The sequence below is a fragment of the Burkholderia sp. HI2761 genome, from assembly GCF_002223355.1.
In the GTDB taxonomy this organism is placed as follows: domain Bacteria; phylum Pseudomonadota; class Gammaproteobacteria; order Burkholderiales; family Burkholderiaceae; genus Burkholderia.
This window is the reverse complement of sequence record NZ_NKFN01000007.1, coordinates 1,135,472-1,150,935: the sequence shown is the minus strand read 5'-3', so window position 1 is coordinate 1,150,935 and position 15,464 is coordinate 1,135,472. Positions and strand designations below refer to the sequence as shown.

Sequence of the window (15,464 nt, the reverse complement as noted above, 5' to 3'; positions counted from 1 at the left end):
GACACAGACCACGGCACTGCTCACCGCGCGATGCACGGTGCCGCCTCCCGATACGGGAGGACGAACGGATCCGCCCGCATGCGGGGGCACACACGGGCGGCAAAGACGTTTTTGATTGTAGACGGATTCGGGAAATACCGACTTTCATCGACCGCGAGACTCTCGCGCGCCGGACATGCATCGGCCTGACGGCCATTGAGCCGACAAATGACGCGCGCGGCCTTATGGTGAGCGCCATGGAAACCGCCCGACGACTGTGAACCATGGTTGACAAACCGCTATCGATGACATACAGTGCTCCAGCATTCAGTATCCGAACCACCGACGTCTTCGACGCATGGTTTGCCGGCCTGCCGGATCGCGTCGCAAAGCGCCGCATCCAGGCACGCATCGACCGTCTCTCGATGGGCAATCCGGGCGACTGGAAGTCCGCCGGCTCGCCGGTCGTCGAAATGCGTATCGACCATGGCCCCGGCTATCGCGTCTACTACGTCCGGCGCGGAACGATCTGGGTCATCCTGCTCTGCGGCGGCGATAAATCGACGCAACAGGCCGACATACGCGCCGCGCATGCGATGCTCGCGCATCTCGACATGGAGTAATCGATGGACAAGATCAGAACCCGGCCGTGGGATTCGGCCGAACACCTGAAAACCGCGGACGACATGGCCGATTACTTCGAAGCATGTCTGCAGGAAGCCGGCGACGATCCGGCCTTCATCGCGCACGCGCTCGGCGTCATCGCGCGCGCGCACGGCATGTCGCAGGTCGCGCGCGACACGGGCCTGTCGCGCGAAGGGCTGTACAAGGCGCTGTCGCACGACGGCAACCCGAGCTTCGGCACGATCCTGAAGGTCATCAAGGCGCTCGGCCTGCAACTGCACGGCGCGAAAGCGCACGCGTGACGTGCGGGCGCACGGCATCGCGCCCTTTGCGATGCCGGCGGCCGCGTCAGTGCAGCCACCGCCCGGCACAGCATCCGCATCAACGAGCGATGGCGGATTTGTTTCGAATGGTGCGACGATGGCCCCGCCCAGGTCGAGATCGTCGACTATCACTGACTGGAGCTTCGCATGCTCGAGAATGGAATGCGCCCGATTCATCCAGGCGAAATCCTGCGAGAAGAATTCCTCGTTCCGCTGGAACTGAGCGTCAATGCGCTGGCGCTCGCGTTGAACGTGCCGGCAACGCGGTTGCACGAAATCGTCAAGGAACGGCGCGGCATCACGGCCGATACGGCCTATCGGCTCGCGCGCTACTTCGATACGTCGCCGGAATTCTGGCTGAACCTGCAAGCCGCGTACGACCTCAAGACGCTGCCGACGCGCAGCGAGATCGACCGCAAGGTCGAACCGCGCGAGCGCACGCACGCGTAGGCACGCGGTCCGCCGTTCGTTCGCGTCGCCGCGTCAGTGCAGCCACCCGGCCGCCCAGCGCGGCGCGAGCGACACCAGATACAACCCAAGCCCGATCAGGCCGCCGACCAGCGTGCCGTTGATGCGGATGTACTGCAGATCCTTGCCGATGTTCAGTTCGATCTGCCGCGACATCTCGCGCGCGTCCCAGTTGCGCACCGTGTCGCGAATATGACGCATCAGGAAATCGGCGAAATCGGGCGCCATTTCGTGCACGGCCTTCTCGACGTGCTCGCTCAGCGACGCACGCAGCGCCGGGCTCTCGGCGAGCCGGGCGCCGAGCCAGCCGCCGAGCGTCGCGGCCTGCCGGTGCAGCGCCGAATCGGGGCGCGCGAGATCGGCCTTCAGCCACGCGCGCAACTGGTCCCACAAGTCGCGCACATACTCGTTGAACGCATCGCCGTCGCGAATATAGCGCTTGATCTCCTCGCCCTTCGCGATGAACGCGGGGTCGTGCTTCAGCCGCTCGGTCAGCCGCACGACCGTGCGGTCGAAGCGTTGCCGCAGCTCGTGCTCGGGGTCGGCCGCCACACCCTCCAGCACGCGGCTCACGGCGCTCGCGAGCATCCGCGCGCCGTTCTCGCCGAACCACTGCGTCGGCATGATCTTCTCGACCTTCGGGTATTGCGTCTTCAGCCATTCGACGATGAAGCCTGCGATCACCTCGCGGTTCTCTTCCTTGTCGAGCACGTCGACCACCTGGTCGATCGCGTCGTCGAGCAGCGCCTGGTGGCGGCCGTCCTTCGTCAGCGTGTCGAGGATCGCCCCGGCCGATTGCGACAGGTCGACCCGGTCGATCACTGCACGGAACGCATCGTGGACGAACGACTGGATCCGCGCGTCGTCGGTCATGTCGAGCGCGAAGCTCATCAGCTTCGTCACGTAGCCGCCGAGCGCGTCGGTGTTCGCCGGCTCGCCGAGCCACGCGCCGAGCTTGCGGGCGAGATCGTGCTGGCGGATCTGCGCGGCGAGCGCGTCGGGGCCGAGGAATTTCTCGCGCACGAACACCGCGAGGTTGTCGGCGATCTTGTCCTTGTTCTTCGGAATGATCTCGGTGTGGCGCGACACGAACGGGATCGGCACGCGGCGAAACAGCGCGACGACCGCGAACCAGTCGGCGAGCGCGCCGACCATCGCGGCTTCGGCCACCGCCTTGAAGCCGTCGACCCACGGGCCGCGCGGCAGCAGGATGGTCGTGACGAACACCGCGACCGCGGCCAGCAGCAGCCACAGCGCGCGGCGCTTGCTTCGTTTCAGTTCGAGGGCTTTGTCTGGCGTCATGGAGGACGGGCGGATCGGCGATGTCGTTAATATCCCCGATTTCGCCGCAACCGACAAACCCGCCGCCGGCGTCGGCACGCGCGGCGCACACGCGCCGTGCGTCCCGCCGCTACATGAACGTCTTCAGACTGACCGCCGGATCGGCCAGCCTCACCGGATCGGGCACCGCGCCTGCCGCGATCAACCGCCGCGACGCGCCGATGTCGCGCCCGAGGTTCGCCGCGGCCACCGCGACGATCCTGCCGTCGTCGCCGAGCCCGAACACCGTGAACGGCCCGCTCGCCGGATCGCCGCGCACGACGATCGTGCGTTCGCTGCCGAACAGCCCGAGCATCTGCAGGTTGCAGTCGTACTGATCCGACCACAGCCAGGGCAGCTCGGCATAGGTCTCGTCGGCGCCGAGCACGTTCGCGGCCGCGACGGCCGGCTGGTTTTCGGCCACCTGCCACGATTCGATCCGCACATGACGCCCGAGCAGCGGATTGAAATGCATCGTCACCTCGCCCGCCGCGAAGATCGCGGCATCGGCCGTGCGGCAACCTGCATCGACGCGTATCCCGTTGTCGACGTCGAGCCCGGCCGCCTGCGCCAGCTCGACGTTGGGCATCACACCGATACCGACCACGACGATGTCCGCCTGCACGTCGCCACGGTCGGTCTCGACGATCGCTCCACCGGCCGGCGCACGACGGATCGCGCGCGGCAGCGTCGCCATCTGAAAAACCACACCGCGCGCGTCGTGCAATTGCCGCGCATACGCGCCGACGACTTCCGGCAACGCACGCTGCAGCAAGCGCGCCGCCGGGTCGATCACCGTCACGTCGCAGCCGAGCTGGCGTGCGGCCGCCGCGACCTCGAGGCCGATGAAGCCGCCGCCGAGCACCGCCACGCGGCGCCCGGGCACAAGTTGTGCACGCAACGCACGCGCATCCGCAACGGTACGCACGTAATGCGGAACGATACCTTCGTCGACCGGACCGCCGAACGTCCGCACGCGCGAGCCCGTGGCAAGCACGAGCTTCGCGTACGGCAACGTCGCACCGCCGTCGAGCCGCACACGCCGTGCATCGCGCTCGATCGCATCGACACGCGTGCCGAGCCGCAGTTCGATGCGCTGCGCGTCATACCACGCGGCATCGCGGATGAACGCACGCTGCTCGCCGCCATCGCTCAGCAGCGCATCCTTCGACAGCGCCGGCCGGTCGTACGGCAACTCGCGCTCCGCGCCGATCATCACGATGCGCGCGGCCGCGTCGCGTTCGCGCAGCGCCTCGGCCGTGCGCCGCGCCGCGTGGCCGGCGCCGACGATCACGAACGGATCAGCCGACATTGACTTCCACCTGCCCGTCGACGATCCGGATCGGATAGGTCCGTACCGGCTCGGTGATCGGCGCGCATTTCGGCGCACCGGTGCGAATGTCGATCAGCCCCTGGTGCAGCGGGCACTCGACGCAGCCGTCCTCCACATAGCCTTCTGACAGCCGCGCATGCCCGTGCGTGCAGAGGTCGTGCATCGCGAACAGTTCGTCGCCGATCCGGAACACGGCGATCGGCTTCTGGCCGGCGACGCGCGCGGCCGGTTCGTCCTCGGAGAATTCGTCGAAAGCGCCGAGCGGATGCCACTCGGCCAGCGTTGCTTCTGTCATGTCGATTCCTTGCTTCGTCAGATCGGTCAGATCGGCGTCGCGAGCAGCGTCTGCACGCGCGACGTGTCGTAGATCACGCGCTTGGTCTTGTAGCGCAGCCCGTCGGGCGTGCGCACGACCGTGTCGTAGTACTTCCCGGCCTGGTACACGTTCGATTCGCCGTTGCTGCGGGTCTGCACGACCACGTAGTTGCTCTCGGTGTCGATTTCGCCGTCGCGTTCGGCGACGATCGTCAGGCCCGACGTCATGTGCCGGTACGTATGCTCTTCGTAGATGTTCGCGTGCCGCAACGACACCACGCGATCGCGCAGCATCCGCTGGTTCGTGCAGTGAACGATCCCGACCGGCAGCCCGAGATCGGCGTTCTCCTTCGGCACGATTTCGTACGTGCAGTCCTCGGTGAACATTTCCGGCCAGTGTTCGAGCCGGTCGTTGTCGAGATGCCCGATGTAGCGGTTCTGGAGCATGTAAATCTCGAACCACGTCTTCATGTCTTCCGTCATTTTTTGCTCCTGCCTCAATAGCCCATCAGCTTCTGGTAGCCGACCCAGAACTTGCGGATCAGGCTCTCGGTGATCACCGTGTCCTGCTGGTCCGGATTGCCGCGCGACATCTCGATCACCGACGTCGCGTCGGCATCGCGCACCGTGCCGCGCTGCACGAGCTCGGTCGCTTCCGTGTCCTCCATCGAGATATAGCCGGCCGGCCCGACGAGGTTCGCCTGCTTGATGCGCAGCGCGCGCAGCTCGGGCGTGTCGTCCGCATAACCGAAGAAGTGGAAGATCAGCTCGAAGTTGTCCGGCCCCTTCGGCAGGATCTGGCGCGCGACCAGCGTGTTGTGGATCTGCTGGATCACGAGCTGCGGGAAGATCGGCTGGATATGGTTCGTGCAGTCCTCGTCGTATTCCGACACGAGATCGAGGATCGATTCGTCTTCCAGATGAAAACCCTCGTCGAACGAACGGATGTTCTGCTGCTTGTACGCGGCCGACGTATCGTCGCCCGTCTTCGTCACCGTGATGATGCTGTGCAGCCCGTGGTTCGCGTCCGGAATCGAGCGCGCCTTCATCCCGACGCGGAAGATGTTGAAGGTCGTATGGAACAGGTGCAGCATGCTCGCGTGATACGGGTCCTTCACGTTCTCCATGTACAGCTTCCAGTTCGACTTCGAATACTGGCGCGTGCAGCCGAGATACTCGATCGGCTTGTGGAAGATCCGGTCGATCCACGGGCGCATCTGCTCGCCGAGATAGTCGGGCAGCGGCATCACGTCGTCGCTGAAGGTCGCGAACACGAGCCCGCGATAGCTGTCGACGCGCAGCTTGCGCAACCCGTGCTGTTTCGGATCGAAATCGGCCGGCATCCCGGTCATCCCCTTCTGGCCGCGCCGGAACGGCACGCCGAGCAGGTTGCCCTGGTTGTCGAAGCTCCACTGGTGATAGACGCACGTGTGCGAGCTCGCGTTGCCGCGCGACTTGCGGCACACCTGTGCGCCGCGGTGTGCGCAGCGGTTCACCCATGCGGACAGCGCGCCGTCCTCGGTGCGCGTGACGACCACCGGCGTGTCGCCGACGAACGTACTCTTGAAGTCGCCGGCGTTCGGGATTTCCGCTTCGAGTGCGACGAAATTCCACGTCGGCCCGCGGAAGATGCGCTCCTGCTCGCGATCGTAGACCGCCTGCGAGCTGAACACCTTGTACGGCACGCGCGAGCCGTCGTCGTGCGGGAAGGTCACGTCGGATGCGTCGCCGCGTGCGGCGAAAACGACGGGCGATTCTGTCTGCTCCATGTCGGACTCCTTGTCGATCCGTTGCGTTGAATGCATGGAGCCGATTTTTGAAAAGCTAATATTCGGCGTCTATCCGGAAAGTGCGATTGCGGCGGCGCAATATCCACTTTCGGCGGATTTCTGCGCTAGCATGACGGCACACGCGACCCGGCGCACGATCGCGACCCATTCGTCCGATCGAAGCGCACGTCGTTCATACCAAGGCTGAGGCCCATGTCCCCAACGTCGTTCGAGCCGCTCGCGCTACGCGCGCACCGGCTGTTCGAATCCCGCGATCTCGACGAGACGCGCGAGCGAATCTCGCGCGTGATGCAGCCGCACGCGCTGCTGCCGAACGGCCGCGTGCACGGTGCGTCGCACATGGATTTCGTCAAGCTGGGCGGCCTCGGGATCGGCACGATCGCGTTCGGCGACGCGATGCGCGTGCAGGTCGATGCGGTCGACGGCTACTACTTGCTGATGTTTTGCCTGTCGGGCCAGGCGGAAGTGCGCGCGATGGGGCGGCAGCTCGGCGTCGACGGGCAGACCGGCGTGCTATGCGCGCCCGGCGAGCGCTTCGACGCGGTGCTGTCGGCCGATTGCGAGCAGTTCGTGCTGCGCATCGACGCGGCGACCGTCGGCTCGCTGACCGGCGATCCGCGCGCGACGCTCGACCCCGTACTGCACATCAGCGACGCCGCGCTCGCCGCGTGGCACCAGCAACTGATGCTCGTCGCGCGGTCGCCCGAGCTGCTCGAACGCGCGAACGCGAACCCGCGGGTCGCGTCGCAGCTCGAGCATCTGCTGATTGACCTGCTGATCGAAGGCCATCCGCCGTCCGTGCTGCAGGCGTCGCATCGCGACCCGGCGCCGGGCTTCGTACGGCGCGCACAGGATTTCGTCGATGCGCACTACGCACAGCCGCTGCAGCTCGCCGATATCGTCCAGGCCGCCAACGTGCCCGAACGGACGCTGCGCGACGCGTTCCTGCAATTTCGCGGGATGAGCCCGATGCAATACCTGCGCGCGACGCGGCTCGCGCACGCGCGCGAACTGCTGCGCGGCGCGGCATCCGATCGGCGGATCGCCGATATCGCGCTCGACTGCGGGTTTACCCATCTCGGGCGGTTCGCGATCGCTTATCGGGAAAGGTTCGGCGAATCGCCGTCGGAGACGCTCGACGCGAAGCGTTGAGCGCACGCCCGTGCGTTTCCGGGCGGACTCGCCCGCGGCTGCGCAGGCAATTGCCCGTTACGTGGCAGGCGCGCACGACGACCGGCGGGGCCGACGATCACTGCGGTACAGCACGGCTGCTGACCGCTGCTGTGGCCGGGGCCGCCCCCGGCACGGGTTGTTGCGATGGCCCGAGCAGCGTGAGCGGCGTGAGCAGTTTGCGCCGGTTGTGCTTACGCCGGTGCCGCTCGCGTCGGCTGTGCCGTTTGCGCCGTTTGCGCCGCTTCCGCAGCGCCCGCGGACGGCAATCCCGGACCATCCAGTCGCGACGACGCGCAGGCCAGCGCGCGTTCGACCTGTTCGAACATCGCCCGCGTGGCCGGACTATGCGGGCACGCGCGTAGCAGCAGTTCCAGCCATTTCAGCCGCCGCGCCAGCATCGGCACGACCATCGTACGCACGATCAGCCGCTGATCCGCGTCCGACGGATCGAAACGCGCGCACATGTCGACGAGCGCGTCGAGCGTCAGTACTGCCTGAGTCAGGTTCGTCATGGGTGTCATCGGCAGATCCACCGCCCGCATCGCGGCGGACGGATCGTGAACGTGAACGGCGAACGCGCGCGCCGGCGTGTCTGGCGCACCGGCATGCACGTCGCCACAGGGGCGGACCGCGTCGCGTTCAAAGCGCATGCCATTCGGCGGACCCACCCACTGGAGCCACAGCTGCCGGCACGCTCGGCGGCCGCACTGCCGCGGGCGGCCACGCAACCGCCGGCGCGGCGGACGCGTCCGGGAAGGCACCCGCCAGCCTGAACGCCGACATCGCCGCCTGCAGATGGCCGGCCTGCTCTTCGAGCGAATGCGCGGCGGCGGCGGCCTGCTCGACGAGCGCCGCATTCTGCTGCGTCACGCCCTCCATCTGCCCGATCGCCACGTTGACCTGCTCGATCCCCTGGCTCTGCTCGCGCGACGCGGCCGCGATTTCGGCGACGATGTCGGACACCTGCTTGATCGCCTGCTTCACCTGGCCCATCGTCGCGCCCACGTCCGTAGCCTGCTGCGCGCTGTCGTGGATCATCGACACCGACGCGCCGATCAGCTCCTTGATTTCCTTCGCCGCCGCCGCCGAACGCTGCGCGAGGTTGCGCACTTCGCTCGCGACTACCGCGAAGCCGCGCCCTTGCTCGCCCGCGCGCGCCGCCTCCACGGCCGCATTGAGCGCGAGAATGTTGGTCTGGAACGCGATCCCCTCGATGACGCCCGTGATATCGGACACCTGGCTCGAGCGGTCGCTGATCTGCTCGATCGTCGCGACCATGTGCTGCACGGCGTCGTGGCCCGCATCCGCGATGCCCGTCGCACGCGTCGCGAGCGTATTTGCCTGCTGCGCGTTGTCGGCGTTCTGCTTCACGGTCTCCGTCAGTTGCGTCATGCTCGATGCGGTCTCCTCGAGCGACGCGGCCTGCTCCTCCGTGCGAGCCGACAGATCCGCATTGCCGCTCGCGATCTGGTGCGACGCGATCGCGACCGACTCCGCGCTGCGCTTGATGCCGCGCACCGTCGTGCCGAGCTGCCGGTCCATCGTCGCCAGCGCGCCGAGCAATTGGCCGAATTCGTCGTGCAAATCGATGTCGATCCGGTTGTCCAGCGTGCCGCCCGCGATTTCATCGGCCACGCGTACGGCCTGGCCGAGCGGCGTCGAAATGTGTCGCAGCAGGTGCACGGACGCCCACGCCGCGATCAGCACGCCGGCGCCGATCAAGCCGATCGCGATCCACAGAATGGTCCTGAACGTCGACTCGCTGTCGTCGACGAACGACTTCGCCTGCTCGGCGTTCAGCGCGATGTCGTCTTCGAGCACCTGCCTGAGTTCGCCCGCGGCCGGCAGCAGCCGGTCGATCGCCGCGTTGATCGCATCGGGGGCCGAGCCGCTCATCGCCGCGACGACGTCATTGACGCCTGCCCTGAAGCGCGGCAGCACGGCGTGGATGCGCTCGGCGATCGCGCGCTCCTTGTCGCTCGTGATCGATTCCGTGTAATAGCGGTTCCAGAGCGTATCGAGGCGGCTTTGCTCGGCACGCATCTCGTCGACGCCGCTTCGCGTGCGTACCGGGTCGCGCTCCGCCTGGATCCGGCGCATCCGAAGCTGAATCCCGAGCGAGATGGCGCGAATTTCGGTCAATTCACAGATCGGCAATGTATTGCCCTGATAAGCGCGATGCAGATTCGAATTCAGCCGGGACAAACCGAATACGCCGAACACGCCGATCGCGATCATTAATGCGACGCACGACGCAAGGGTGATAAAAATCCTGAATTTTATGCTTTTGGTAAATCGACTCATTTTCACGCTCCTCCGGCTTGTCAGGTCGATGAGGAATGGCAAGCGCCGTTCCATGACCGGGGTTTACGGAAGGAAAACGAGCCGATTTAGGTATCTCGATCCGAAATAATCAAAATCGAAAATGGCAAGAATTCGAATATCCACCGCGCTTTTTGGCGATCGATATCTCATTAACAAATCTCTCTATATATTAGAGACCGCCTTTTTCTCACTAATAATCTATCTCATTAATGGAGCTGGCATCATTCGGTCGACGACACGAGGCTGCGGCGACATGCCGAATTTCCATCCGCGGACGTAGCGCAGCTAGACCGTTAGTTGCACCGCAAGGCCGAAGCGACGTCCCGCTATGCCGCCGGCACGATCATCTCCCGCGCAATCGCGCAGAACGCCGCGGTGGCGGCGCTTTCGCCGTGCCGCCGGCGGCTCATGATGATCGGCGACGTCGCGCCCGGCTCCGGCAGCCGCCGATAGACGACGCCCTTCACGCGCACGCCCTCCACGCTCTCCGGCACCAGCGACACGCCCACCTGCGCGGCGACGAGCCCGAGCGCCGTCTGCAGTTCGCGCACCTCGTGCACGGCCGCCGGCACGACCGCGCCGTCGCGCAGCGCCGACAACTGCTGATCGGCGAAGCTCGGCCGCGGCGTGCTCGGGTAGACGATCATCGTCTCGTTCGCGAGATCCGCGAGCGTCAGCGGCCGGGCCGGATCGGCGAGCCGATGCCCGACCGGCAGCGCCGCGATCAGCTTCTCCTCGATCAGCGCCTCGCGCACCAGTTGGTCGTCGTCGAAGCGCAAGCGGCCGAACCCCACGTCGATCCGCCCGCCCTTCAGCGCGCCCAGCTGTTCCAGCGTGAACATTTCGATCAGCGACAGCTCGACGTCCGGCTGCGCCTCGCGAAACGCGCGGATCACGTCCGGCAGCGCGCCGTACAGCGTCGACGGCACGAAACCGATCACGATCCGCTCCGACAGTTGCGCAAGCCGCCGCGTCAGCGGCCCGAGTTCGTCGGCCTGGTCGACCAGACGTTTCGCCTGGGCATGGAACACGCGCCCGGCATCGGTCAGTTTCAGCGGCCGCGCGCCGCGCTCGAACAGCGGCAACCCGATCTCGTCCTCGATCGCCTGGATCTGACGGCTCAGCGGCGGCTGCGTCATGTGCAGCCGCTCCGCTGCCCGCGTGATGTTCATTTCCTCGGCGACGGCGATGAAGTAACGGAGCTGACGTAATTCCATTTCATGCCTCAAAGGTATGGAAGTAGTCGGAAAGAGTGTTGGACGACGCGGGGCGGGAATTCCTACCATGTGCACCAACAGGAGGAATCGCATGATAGCAACTGCCGCCACCATCGAACGCATCGAGACATTATTGGTCGACGTGCCGACGATCAGGCCCCACAAACTGTCGGTCGCCACGATGAATTGCCAGACGCTCGTGCTGGTCCGAATTCGATGCACGGACGGTATCGAAGGCGTCGGCGAGGCGACGACCATCGGCGGTCTCGCCTATGGCGAGGAGAGCCCCGAAAGCATCAAGGTCAACCTCGACACCTACTTCGCGCCGCTGCTGCAAGGCATGGACGCGACCCGCCCGGGCGCCGCCATGGCGCGTGCGCGCAAATTGTTCCAGGGCAACCGCTTCGCGAAGTGCGCGATCGAGACCGCGCTGTTCGACGCGCAGGCGCAGCGTCTCGGCGTACCGCTGTCCGAACTGTTCGGCGGGCGCCGGACCGATGCGGTCGACGTCGCATGGACGCTCGCGAGCGGCGACACGCAGCGCGACATCGCGGAAGCCGAAGCGATGCTCGAAGCCCGCCGCCATCGCGCGTTCAAGTTGAAGATCGGCTCGAACGCGGTCGCCGACGACGTGGTCCACGTGGTCGCGATCAAGCGCGCGCTCGGCGAGCGCGGCGACGTGCGGGTCGACGTGAACCAGGCATGGAGCGAAACCGATGCGATCTGGGCCGGCGCGCGGCTCGCCGACGCCGGCGTGAGCCTCGTCGAGCAGCCGATCGCCGCGACCAACCGCGCGGGGCTGAGACGCCTCACTCAGCTCGCGCAGGTGCCGATCATGGCCGACGAGGCGCTGCACGGCCCCGTCGACGCGTTCGCGCTCGCGCAGGATCGCGCGGCCGACGTGTTCGCGGTGAAGATCGCGCAATCGGGCGGCCTGCAGGGCGCGGCGAGCGTCGCGTCGATCGCCGCGGCGGCCGGTATCGAACTGTACGGCGGCACGATGCTCGAAGGCGCGGCCGGCACGATGGCGTCCGCGCAACTGTTCAGCACGTTCGACTCGCTGAAATGGGGCACCGAACTGTTCGGCCCGCTGCTGCTCACCGAGGAGATCCTCGTCGAGCCGCTGCGCTACCAGGATTTCAAGCTGCATCTGCCGGCGACGCCCGGCCTCGGCCTCACCTTCGACTGGGCCCGCATCGAACGGATGCGACGCGACGCCCGCTGATCCCCACACGACAACCGAAACCGGAGACACAGATGAACAAGCAAGCCATCGACGCACTGCTGAAGACCTTCGACGACGCCGCCGAGAAGCCCGGCAACCCGCGCGTACGCGCGATCGTCAACCGGATCGTGAAGGACCTCTGCTACACGATCGAGGACTTCGACGTGCAGCCGAGCGAATTCTGGACGGCCCTGAACTACCTGAACGAAGCCGGCCGCGAATTCGGGCTGATCGCCGCGGGCCTCGGCCTCGAGCGCTTCCTCGACGTGCGGATGGACGAAGCCGAGGAAAAGGCCGGCATCCAGGGCGGCACGCCGCGCACGATCGAAGGGCCGCTGTACGTCGCCGGCGCGCCGGAATCGGTGGGCCACGCGCGTCTCGACGACGGCACCGATCCGGGCCAGACGCTGATCATGCGCGGCCGGGTGCTCGGCCAGGACGGCGCGCCGCTCGCGAACGCGCTGGTCGAGGTGTGGCATGCGAACCACCTGGGCAATTACTCGTACTTCGACCCGTCGCAGCCCGCGTTCAACCTGCGCCGCTCGATCCGCACCGATGCCGAAGGCCGCTACAGCTTCCGCAGCGTGCTGCCGGTCGGCTACAGCGTGCCGCCGGGCAGCAAGACCGAGCAACTGCTCGATCAGCTCGGCCGCCACGGCCATCGTCCGGCGCACATTCACTTCTTCGTTTCCGCGGACGGTTATCGTAAGCTGACGACGCAGATCAACATCGACGGCGATCCGCATCTGTGGGACGACTTCGCGTTCGCGACGCGCGACGGGCTGATCCCGCCGGTCAGGCAGGCGGAAGGCGCGGAAGGCAAGCCGTACGGCGTCGACGGCCAGTTCGCGCTGATCGACTTCGATTTCTCGCTGCTCAAGGAAAAGCAGGACGTGCCGGGGAGCGAAGTGGAGCGGCCCCGCGCGCAGGCGTGAGCGCCCGTCCCGTTCGACGAATCGACAACGCAAGGAGTGCAGGATGCTGTTTCATGTGGAAATGACCGTTCGCCTGCCGGCGGACATGGATCCGGTCAAGGCCGCCACGCTGAAGGCGGAAGAAAAGGCGATGTGCCAGCGGCTGATGAACGACGGGACCTGGCGTCATCTGTGGCGGATCGCCGGGCAGTATGCCAACGTCAGTATCTTCGACGTCGAAAGCGTGCAGCAGCTGCATGACGTGCTGAGTCAGCTGCCGCTGTTTCCGTATATGGAGATGGAGGTGCGGGCGCTGTGCCGGCATCCTTCGTCGGTGCGGGAAGACGATCGGTAAGCAACGACGAATCGCGGCCGCGACCCACGGCTGCGCGATGCCATGAGATGCACGACCCGGGCGGCCGGCGATGTCACGCAGGCCGCCCGGGTCTTTTGCGTTTTGCGCTTGGCGTTTTGCATTCGGCGGCGGTTATCCGCGCCACCCCGCATCAGCGGTGCGCAGTCACCATCAGGCGGCCGAATGCACCGCGAACCCCACCTTCCCCGGCGCGATCTCCTCTTTCAGCGTCAACGCCGGAATCTCGTAATCACCCGCGTTCTGCCGGCGGAACGGAATCGGCGGCGTGGTCCACAGATCGTCGAGACGCCGGCCGAGCGCCATGCGCGTTTCGTCGAAGCGCGCGGCATTCATCTTGCCCGTCTGATAGATCACGAACGGCGGCAGCACGTCGAACCCCGGGTAGTACAGCATCCCGTGCTGGATCGGGAACAGCACGTCGTCGATCGGTCCGTTGATGCCGCGCGAGCTGTAGTGCGACTCCCACCCGCCCGTCGTGACGACCACCATCGCCCGCTTGCCGGCCAGCGAGCCTTCGCCGTAGCGGTCGCCCCAGTGCGTATCGGAATGTTCGCCGACGCCGTAGGCAAAGCCGTACGCGTACACGCGCTCGAACCAGCCCTTCATGATCGCCGGCATCGAGAACCACCACAGCGGAAACTGCAGGATCACCGCGTCGGCCCACTTCAGCTTGTCCTGCTCGCGCGCGATGTCTTCGCTCTGCGTGCCCGCCGCGAACGCACGCTTCGAATCGAGCGCCGGATCGAAGCGTGTGTCGGGCGCACGATCGGTCACGTCGTTCGCATCGAATGCCGCCTTCCAGTTCATCGCATACAGGTCGGTCACCTGCACCGCGTGGCCGGCCGCTTCGAGATGGCCGACGGCGAAGTCGCGCAGCGCGCCGTTCAGCGAACGCGGCTCCGGATGGGCATAGACGATCAGCACATTCATGTTCGGTACTCCGTGGATTGAATTGAATGACTGCAGGATGCCGTTGCCGCAGGTATATTGGAAATGAATTTCCGATATTCCAGGTATAGCCATGAATAATCTCAGAAGGCTCGATCTGAACCTGCTCGTCACGCTCGACGTGCTGCTCGCCGAGCACAACGTCACGCGCGCGGCCGAGAAGCTGAACATGTCGCAGCCATCGGTCAGCGTGCAGTTGCAGAAACTGCGCGACGTGTTCGGCGATCCGCTGCTGCTGCCGGGGCCGCGCGGGATGCGGCCGACCGCACGTGCGGAAGCGCTGCGCGAGCCGTTGCGCGACGTGCTCGAAGCGGTCGAGCGCACGGTGCTCCCGGCCGCGCCGTTCGATCCCGCGACCGCGACGAACACGTGGCGCGTGGCCGCGACCGACTACGGCGAATCGACGATCGTCCTGCCCGCGCTGCACACGCTGCGTTCGACCGCGCCCGGCACGCGGTTGGCCGTCATCGAGCTCGTGCCGCCGCGCATCGAGCAGGACACCGAACGAAATGGCATCGACCTCGCGTTCCATATGACCGAAGCGTCGCCGCCCGGCATGCGGCGCCTGCCGCTGTTCGTCGAGCGTTACGTGCTGATCGGCCGTGCCGGTCACCCGAAGCTGAAGCGGCGCCCCACGCTCGCGCAGTTCGGCGCGCTCGAGCACGTGATCGTGTCGCCGGACGGCGGCGGCTTCCTCGGCGTGACGGACGAAGCGCTCGCGAAGGTCGGTGCCGCGCGGCGCGTCGTGCTGTCGGTGCCGCACTTCCTGTTCGTGATGTCGGCCGTCGCGAGCACCGACCTCGTCGCGATGCTGCCCGAGCGGCTGGTGCGCGACGTGCCCGCGCTGCGCGTGGTGGACGCACCGGTCGAGGTGCCCGGCTACGAAATGTCGATGCTGTGGCACGAGCGCGTGCATCGCGATCCGGCGCATCGATGGCTGCGCGAAACCATCGCGGCGGCGGTGTAGATCGAATCCGGCGGCCGGATCCGGCGCGGCAAGGAACGGGCATGCCGGACGGCGCCCGACTGCCGGCGTCGATCGGCTTCGTCACGACCGCGTCGCCCTTCGATGCGATTCTTCATCGGGGACTTGAAACCGCCTCGAACACTGTATATATTTACAGTGCTTTTGAA

The 15,464-nt window shown here is 66.2% G+C and carries 17 protein-coding genes and 1 pseudogene; 9 read left to right on the top strand and 9 right to left on the bottom strand.

All coding sequences use genetic code 11. The annotated features are described in order from the left end of the window. Positions 1–284 precede the first annotated feature (284 nt). From CFB46_RS22800 to CFB46_RS22790, 4 genes and pseudogenes are all read left to right on the top strand, one after another. Positions 285–602 (top strand): type II toxin-antitoxin system RelE/ParE family toxin, encoded by a 318-nt coding sequence (locus CFB46_RS22800; protein ID WP_051421365.1) that lies wholly within the window; start codon positions 285–287, stop codon positions 600–602. A 3-nt stretch (positions 603–605) separates the two neighbouring features. Then, on the top strand, positions 606–905 hold the full coding sequence (locus tag CFB46_RS22795) for an addiction module antidote protein (RefSeq protein WP_027782467.1): 300 nt from the start codon (positions 606–608) through the stop codon (positions 903–905). 63 nt (positions 906–968) lie between these two features. Continuing rightward, positions 969–1,061: pseudogene (locus CFB46_RS36925) on the top strand (type II toxin-antitoxin system RelE/ParE family toxin); the annotation flags it as partial. 12 nt (positions 1,062–1,073) lie between these two features. Beyond that, positions 1,074–1,376 carry a HigA family addiction module antitoxin gene (locus CFB46_RS22790; protein ID WP_027782466.1) on the top strand — a complete coding sequence of 101 codons (303 nt, stop codon included), beginning with the start codon at positions 1,074–1,076 and terminating at the stop codon, positions 1,374–1,376. A gap of 33 nt (positions 1,377–1,409) precedes the next feature. On the opposite strand, the gene CFB46_RS22785 is transcribed toward CFB46_RS22790, so the two are convergent. The 5 genes from CFB46_RS22785 to andAc form a co-directional block, all read right to left on the bottom strand. After that, entirely contained in the window at positions 1,410–2,696 is a 1,287-nt protein-coding gene (locus CFB46_RS22785) for a DUF445 domain-containing protein (RefSeq protein ID WP_089501374.1), read from the bottom strand. Between the two features lie 109 nt (positions 2,697–2,805). Beyond that, on the bottom strand, positions 2,806–4,026 hold the full coding sequence (gene andAa / locus CFB46_RS22780; RefSeq protein WP_089501373.1) for an anthranilate 1,2-dioxygenase system ferredoxin--NAD(+) reductase: 1,221 nt from the start codon (positions 4,024–4,026) through the stop codon (positions 2,806–2,808). Beyond that, a complete protein-coding gene (gene andAb, locus CFB46_RS22775; protein WP_006479527.1) occupies positions 4,016–4,342 on the bottom strand; it encodes an anthranilate 1,2-dioxygenase ferredoxin subunit AndAb in 327 nt (108 codons plus the stop codon). The genes andAa and andAb overlap by 11 nt, the downstream gene beginning before the upstream one ends. A 26-nt stretch (positions 4,343–4,368) precedes the next feature. After that, positions 4,369–4,845 carry an anthranilate 1,2-dioxygenase small subunit AndAd gene (gene andAd, locus CFB46_RS22770; RefSeq protein ID WP_006490977.1) on the bottom strand — a complete coding sequence of 159 codons (477 nt, stop codon included), beginning with the start codon at positions 4,843–4,845 and terminating at the stop codon, positions 4,369–4,371. A gap of 14 nt (positions 4,846–4,859) precedes the next feature. After that, entirely contained in the window at positions 4,860–6,131 is a 1,272-nt protein-coding gene (gene andAc, locus CFB46_RS22765) for an anthranilate 1,2-dioxygenase large subunit AndAc (RefSeq protein WP_089502306.1), read from the bottom strand. A 213-nt stretch (positions 6,132–6,344) separates the two neighbouring features. Here andAc and andR point away from each other — a divergent pair, with 213 nt between their 5' ends. After that, positions 6,345–7,304, top strand: a complete 960-nt coding sequence (andR, locus tag CFB46_RS22760; RefSeq protein WP_089501372.1) for an anthranilate 1,2-dioxygenase regulatory protein AndR — start codon at positions 6,345–6,347, stop codon at positions 7,302–7,304. A 212-nt stretch (positions 7,305–7,516) separates the two neighbouring features. Here the strand turns inward: andR and CFB46_RS22755 are convergent, their stop codons facing one another. The 3 genes from CFB46_RS22755 to CFB46_RS22745 all read right to left on the bottom strand — a co-directional run bounded on the left by CFB46_RS22755 (position 7,517) and on the right by CFB46_RS22745 (position 10,867). Further along, positions 7,517–7,837 carry a hypothetical protein gene (locus CFB46_RS22755; protein ID WP_227789645.1) on the bottom strand — a complete coding sequence of 107 codons (321 nt, stop codon included), beginning with the start codon at positions 7,835–7,837 and terminating at the stop codon, positions 7,517–7,519. A gap of 127 nt (positions 7,838–7,964) precedes the next feature. Further along, positions 7,965–9,629, bottom strand: coding sequence for a methyl-accepting chemotaxis protein (locus CFB46_RS22750; protein ID WP_089501371.1), 1,665 nt, complete (start codon positions 9,627–9,629; stop codon positions 7,965–7,967). A 347-nt stretch (positions 9,630–9,976) separates the two neighbouring features. Beyond that, positions 9,977–10,867, bottom strand: a complete 891-nt coding sequence (locus tag CFB46_RS22745; protein WP_089501370.1) for a LysR family transcriptional regulator — start codon at positions 10,865–10,867, stop codon at positions 9,977–9,979. 91 nt (positions 10,868–10,958) lie between these two features. Here CFB46_RS22745 and CFB46_RS22740 point away from each other — a divergent pair, with 91 nt between their 5' ends. From CFB46_RS22740 to catC, 3 genes are read left to right on the top strand one after another with little or no spacing between them, the layout of a single operon-like run. Further along, positions 10,959–12,092: a muconate/chloromuconate family cycloisomerase gene (locus CFB46_RS22740; protein ID WP_089501369.1), complete on the top strand. Its 1,134-nt coding sequence runs from the start codon at positions 10,959–10,961 to the stop codon at positions 12,090–12,092. A 32-nt stretch (positions 12,093–12,124) separates the two neighbouring features. After that, positions 12,125–13,027: a catechol 1,2-dioxygenase gene (gene catA / locus CFB46_RS22735; protein WP_027782457.1), complete on the top strand. Its 903-nt coding sequence runs from the start codon at positions 12,125–12,127 to the stop codon at positions 13,025–13,027. Positions 13,028–13,070: 43 nt separating this feature from the next. After that, complete coding sequence (catC, locus tag CFB46_RS22730; protein WP_027782456.1) at positions 13,071–13,361, top strand: muconolactone Delta-isomerase; 291 nt, start codon at positions 13,071–13,073, stop codon at positions 13,359–13,361. 171 nt (positions 13,362–13,532) lie between these two features. Here catC and CFB46_RS22725 read toward each other — a convergent pair whose 3' ends face one another. Continuing rightward, positions 13,533–14,312, bottom strand: coding sequence for an NAD(P)H-dependent oxidoreductase (locus tag CFB46_RS22725; RefSeq protein WP_089501368.1), 780 nt, complete (start codon positions 14,310–14,312; stop codon positions 13,533–13,535). A gap of 91 nt (positions 14,313–14,403) precedes the next feature. Here CFB46_RS22725 and CFB46_RS22720 point away from each other — a divergent pair, with 91 nt between their 5' ends. Then, positions 14,404–15,297 (top strand): LysR family transcriptional regulator, encoded by an 894-nt coding sequence (locus CFB46_RS22720; protein WP_089501367.1) that lies wholly within the window; start codon positions 14,404–14,406, stop codon positions 15,295–15,297. The last annotated feature ends 167 nt before the right edge of the window (positions 15,298–15,464 follow it).

Excerpts from the sequence above, each read along its gene's own strand:
- catA (WP_027782457.1), top strand. The coding sequence starts at position 12,125 with ATGAACAAGCAAGCCATCGACGCACTGCTGAAGACCTTCGACGACGCC.
- CFB46_RS22795 (WP_027782467.1), top strand. The coding sequence starts at position 606 with ATGGACAAGATCAGAACCCGGCCGTGGGATTCGGCCGAACACCTGAAA.
- CFB46_RS22740 (WP_089501369.1), top strand. The coding sequence starts at position 10,959 with ATGATAGCAACTGCCGCCACCATCGAACGCATCGAGACATTATTGGTC.
- catC (WP_027782456.1), top strand. The coding sequence starts at position 13,071 with ATGCTGTTTCATGTGGAAATGACCGTTCGCCTGCCGGCGGACATGGAT.
- CFB46_RS22745 (WP_089501370.1), bottom strand. The coding sequence starts at position 10,867 with ATGGAATTACGTCAGCTCCGTTACTTCATCGCCGTCGCCGAGGAAATG.
- CFB46_RS22720 (WP_089501367.1), top strand. The coding sequence starts at position 14,404 with ATGAATAATCTCAGAAGGCTCGATCTGAACCTGCTCGTCACGCTCGAC.
- andAb (WP_006479527.1), bottom strand. The coding sequence starts at position 4,342 with ATGACAGAAGCAACGCTGGCCGAGTGGCATCCGCTCGGCGCTTTCGAC.
- CFB46_RS22790 (WP_027782466.1), top strand. The coding sequence starts at position 1,074 with ATGCTCGAGAATGGAATGCGCCCGATTCATCCAGGCGAAATCCTGCGA.
- CFB46_RS22800 (WP_051421365.1), top strand. The coding sequence starts at position 285 with ATGACATACAGTGCTCCAGCATTCAGTATCCGAACCACCGACGTCTTC.
- andAc (WP_089502306.1), bottom strand. The coding sequence starts at position 6,131 with ATGGAGCAGACAGAATCGCCCGTCGTTTTCGCCGCACGCGGCGACGCA.
- andR (WP_089501372.1), top strand. The coding sequence starts at position 6,345 with ATGTCCCCAACGTCGTTCGAGCCGCTCGCGCTACGCGCGCACCGGCTG.
- andAd (WP_006490977.1), bottom strand. The coding sequence starts at position 4,845 with ATGACGGAAGACATGAAGACGTGGTTCGAGATTTACATGCTCCAGAAC.
- CFB46_RS22785 (WP_089501374.1), bottom strand. The coding sequence starts at position 2,696 with ATGACGCCAGACAAAGCCCTCGAACTGAAACGAAGCAAGCGCCGCGCG.
- andAa (WP_089501373.1), bottom strand. The coding sequence starts at position 4,026 with ATGTCGGCTGATCCGTTCGTGATCGTCGGCGCCGGCCACGCGGCGCGG.
- CFB46_RS22750 (WP_089501371.1), bottom strand. The coding sequence starts at position 9,629 with ATGAGTCGATTTACCAAAAGCATAAAATTCAGGATTTTTATCACCCTT.
- CFB46_RS22755 (WP_227789645.1), bottom strand. The coding sequence starts at position 7,837 with ATGACGAACCTGACTCAGGCAGTACTGACGCTCGACGCGCTCGTCGAC.
- CFB46_RS22725 (WP_089501368.1), bottom strand. The coding sequence starts at position 14,312 with ATGAATGTGCTGATCGTCTATGCCCATCCGGAGCCGCGTTCGCTGAAC.